The sequence below is a fragment of the Haloarcula sp. Atlit-120R genome (genome assembly GCF_003665885.1).
In the GTDB taxonomy this organism is placed as follows: Archaea; Halobacteriota; Halobacteria; order Halobacteriales; family Haloarculaceae; genus Haloarcula; species Haloarcula taiwanensis.
In genome coordinates this window covers 1-3,134 of record NZ_QPLN01000015.1, presented here as the reverse complement: position 1 = coordinate 3,134, position 3,134 = coordinate 1, and the positions used below count along the sequence as shown (strand labels likewise).

7 protein-coding genes are annotated in these 3,134 nt (G+C 58.6%); 6 read left to right on the top strand and 1 reads right to left on the bottom strand.

Going from position 1 to position 3,134, the window contains the following annotated elements; all coding sequences use genetic code 11:
- On the top strand, nucleotides 1-405 hold a 405-nt coding region (locus tag DVK01_RS21775), incomplete at its 5' end, for a hypothetical protein (protein ID WP_233562835.1).
- A complete protein-coding gene (locus DVK01_RS20945; RefSeq protein WP_147435225.1) occupies nucleotides 402-614 on the top strand; it encodes a hypothetical protein in 213 nt (70 codons plus the stop codon). The genes DVK01_RS21775 and DVK01_RS20945, both read left to right, overlap by 4 nt.
- On the opposite strand, the gene DVK01_RS20940 is transcribed toward DVK01_RS20945, so the two are convergent.
- Nucleotides 611-817 (bottom strand): hypothetical protein, encoded by a 207-nt coding sequence (locus DVK01_RS20940; protein ID WP_121538814.1) that lies wholly within the window; start codon nucleotides 815-817, stop codon nucleotides 611-613. The two genes, DVK01_RS20945 and DVK01_RS20940, sit on opposite strands and share 4 nt — an antisense overlap.
- 145 nt (nucleotides 818-962) lie before the next feature.
- Here DVK01_RS20940 and DVK01_RS20935 point away from each other — a divergent pair, with 145 nt between their 5' ends.
- From DVK01_RS20935 to DVK01_RS20925, 4 genes are all read left to right on the top strand, one after another.
- On the top strand, nucleotides 963-1,160 hold the full coding sequence (locus DVK01_RS20935) for a hypothetical protein (protein WP_121538812.1): 198 nt from the start codon (nucleotides 963-965) through the stop codon (nucleotides 1,158-1,160).
- Nucleotides 1,157-1,543 carry a hypothetical protein gene (locus DVK01_RS20930; RefSeq protein WP_121538810.1) on the top strand — a complete coding sequence of 129 codons (387 nt, stop codon included), beginning with the start codon at nucleotides 1,157-1,159 and terminating at the stop codon, nucleotides 1,541-1,543. The genes DVK01_RS20935 and DVK01_RS20930 overlap by 4 nt, the downstream gene beginning before the upstream one ends.
- 2 nt (nucleotides 1,544-1,545) lie before the next feature.
- Entirely contained in the window at nucleotides 1,546-1,692 is a 147-nt protein-coding gene (locus tag DVK01_RS21965; protein WP_158598797.1) for a hypothetical protein, read from the top strand.
- Nucleotides 1,693-2,206: 514 nt separating this feature from the next.
- Nucleotides 2,207-3,134, top strand: a 928-nt coding sequence (locus tag DVK01_RS20925) for a hypothetical protein (RefSeq protein WP_147435224.1), incomplete at its 3' end; no start/stop codon positions are given.

Below are 3,134 nucleotides of genomic sequence, written 5' to 3'. Positions count from 1 at the left end.
GCGACGTTTGAGAGTGGTACTTCACGGGACTGTGTTCGGTGGTTCGGGGAGTTGGCTACGGCAAACTTCCAGCCGGATGAGGCGCTGTCTGAAGGCTCCTACGACGTGATAGATAGAGTGGTCCGTGAGGTGGTGAACGATGGAGTAGAGGAAGATGACGGTGACGGGTGCGGAGTCGAGGAAGAAGATGAGTGCGAGTGCTGTGGGTCACGGTCATGGTCACCGATCTGGGACGCTGGTGGAGCTCTAGCTGACCCCGGTTGGTGTGACCGTATCGGACGGGAAGCAGAGAGGCGGCTGGTTGCTGCGTTCGAGTGGGCAATTGGAGAGCGGATGCCACCGCCGGGAATGAGGAAGGCGCGTAGTGAGGAAGAGGCGAGAGAGGCTATGGAGGAACTTCTGTGAGTTCTCATAGAGTGCCTGTGGAGTTCGTTCGGGGCGTTGATGAGGTGACGGTGTGGATGTGGCCGAACAGCGCAGATTCGGTGACAGTCCGGCTTCCGCTTCGACAGTGGGCAAAGTTAGAACGGACAGCGGAGAAGACTGTGAACGGCGATGTCGAGCGAGTAGTCGGGAAGTTGTTGCAACAGGATATGATGAGCGACTACCTCTAATTCTCTGACCGGACTTCGACAACATCACCGATAGGAAAGACAGCAGCTTCCTTCCGAGATACTAACTCCATCACTGGCGTGTAGAGACTGGTAGTTCTGACATCGATTTCCTCAGCTAACTCACTGAGGCGAATAACTCCCTCATCATCAACAATGGCCTGTACTCGTTCTGGCGTAACTTCATCAATTGGGACGGCGGGCATAGTTTGTCTGAGAACTGTGTGATAAAAACAGTACCCGATGGTGACTATAGAACTATAGATGAGTGTGTGAACTATTCTTGAGACCCCCTTTTACTGGTAAATGGTACGTATCCGAGTAATACGTGGAAAAATTCCACGTATCCATATGACCGACTGTAAGGGAGAACACCCGGTGACGGCGAAGGTGGATGCTGAGACACGGGAGTCGTTGGACCGGGACGCAGACCGGCTCGGTGACTTCCGAGCGGATCGGGTTCGAGATGCACTGACTGTGTATCTCGAACTCCGACGTGCTGAGTTCCAGTGTCCCCACTGCAGTCAACCGATTCAGATCGAACCATGAACCCGACGAAACCGGACGATACGGCAGAGGAACAGCGTACTGAACAGCGGCAGCGGAAAGAAGAGCGGAACGGGATGCAGGCACCCGTGGCAGCCTCTCGCCGCGATGTGATGGAAGCGGAGAACAAAGCCGAAGAGGCGCAGCAGCAGGCGAAAAACGCCAAGCGCCTCACGGTCGAGGAGATCGAGAACCTGCGGCAGGATCTCGAAGAGACTCGGTCCGAGGTCGAGGAAGCGATTGAAGAGCTGCGCGTTGTCGAAGAAGAGGCCGAGCAGCAGCTTGCCCAGCTTTTCGAGAATACGAGTCCGAGACAGTTCGGCAAGTCGTGGGACCGTGACCCGCTCCCCGACGTGATCGAGGAGCGAAAGTCAGACACTGAGTGACGATGATCCAAGAGATTCGGAAGGCGTGGCGGCTCTATCAGACAGACAGCCGCGAAGACACGATCCTCGCGGTCGTCCTGGTGGCGGTCGTTGCGTATCCGTTCGCTCAGGCATGGGTGCGGTTGAAGCGACTAGGAGGTGAGGAGTAGCTTCGGTTCGGGGTGACAGGTTTTATACCAAGTCCGTCCCACGTACCTGCTAACGCAGGTACGCTCCCGCGGCTACTCGGTCGTGGGAAACGGGACGGCGGTCACCGCCCCGAAAACTGCGTCACCCGCCAAGGATGAACGCACATGACTCTACCCCCGCCAGTGGGGAAAGTGTATCGCTGTTCTCGAAGCACCGAGCGCCAGCTGACCGAGCGGTGATCTCTCGTCGAGGATGGAGATCGCGGCGAGTGGTGACCCAACGGCGCCCGGCCAGCCGACGGCGGGACCCGTCGTGTGCGGTTGCGGTGTCACCAGCATCCCGAGCGGCGCGAGAACACCCGTCCCGCAGCGAGCGGAGCGAGCGAGGACACGGCGTTTCTTGGAGCGCCGGGAGGGTTCGCGGTAGTGGTAGCGGTTGCGGGGCGTACCGGACCCTGCACTATGCGGCTGCAATGGTGAGGCTCTGTACTGACGGGAGTTTCAGCCTCTCTATCCCGAAAAAGGGGGGGTGCGCGTGAGTTCTCAAGAGTGGGGCGGAATCGTTGAGGACTGGACGCACCTGGTGGACGACGGTGACGCTGGTGGGGTCGAGGACGACCTCGCCACCGAACCCGGTCGGTGGCAGGAGGAAATAGAGTACTCGGTGTTCGCTGATTCCTCGATGACGCTACCCGGCGAAGGCGAGAAAGGACCGAACTGTGGGGTGTGGAAACCGGCAGAGTTCTGCGACAACTGCGCAGAAGTCTCCTACGCCCCGAACCACTGTGGACGGCGTAGTTGTCCGAACTGTGAGGGCGTGTGGACGAAAGAGCGGGCTGTAGGCATCACGAAACGGCTGTCTGCTGCGCGTCACGTCGAGACACCGGGGATAGATCGGCGTGCGATACACGCAGTCATGTCACCACCTGAAGGCGAGATACGGACGCTGCAGCAGGTGTACGATGGGTTCCGAGAAGCGTACCAACTGGCGCAGGAGAAAGGGGTGCGTGGTGGGACCGCGATATTCCACGGTTATAGGGTCAAGAGCGATGTTCAACGGCAGTTTGAGGAAGAAGACCCGGACATGGGGATCTGGCAGTGGGTACTCGATGAACGCCCCGAGTCGTGGCGAGAACTGACGTACTGGTCCCCGCACTACCACATTATCGGACTGTGCCGGGACTTCGATGCGGACGACCCGGAAGAGCAAGAGGGGTGGGTGGCGCACCGGATAGACCGGGATGGTGGTCGGTCCGCTTTCTTACCGTACGAGGGCTTGAGAGATAGAGAATCGTACGATGAGGTGGTTGGTACAGTACGGTATCTGATGAGCCACGCGACGTTTGAGAGTGGTACTTCACGGGACTGTGTTCGGTGGTTCGGGGAGTTGGCTACGGCAAACTTCCAGCCGGATGAGGCGCTGTCTGAAGGCTCCTACGACGTGATAGATAGAGTGGTCCGTG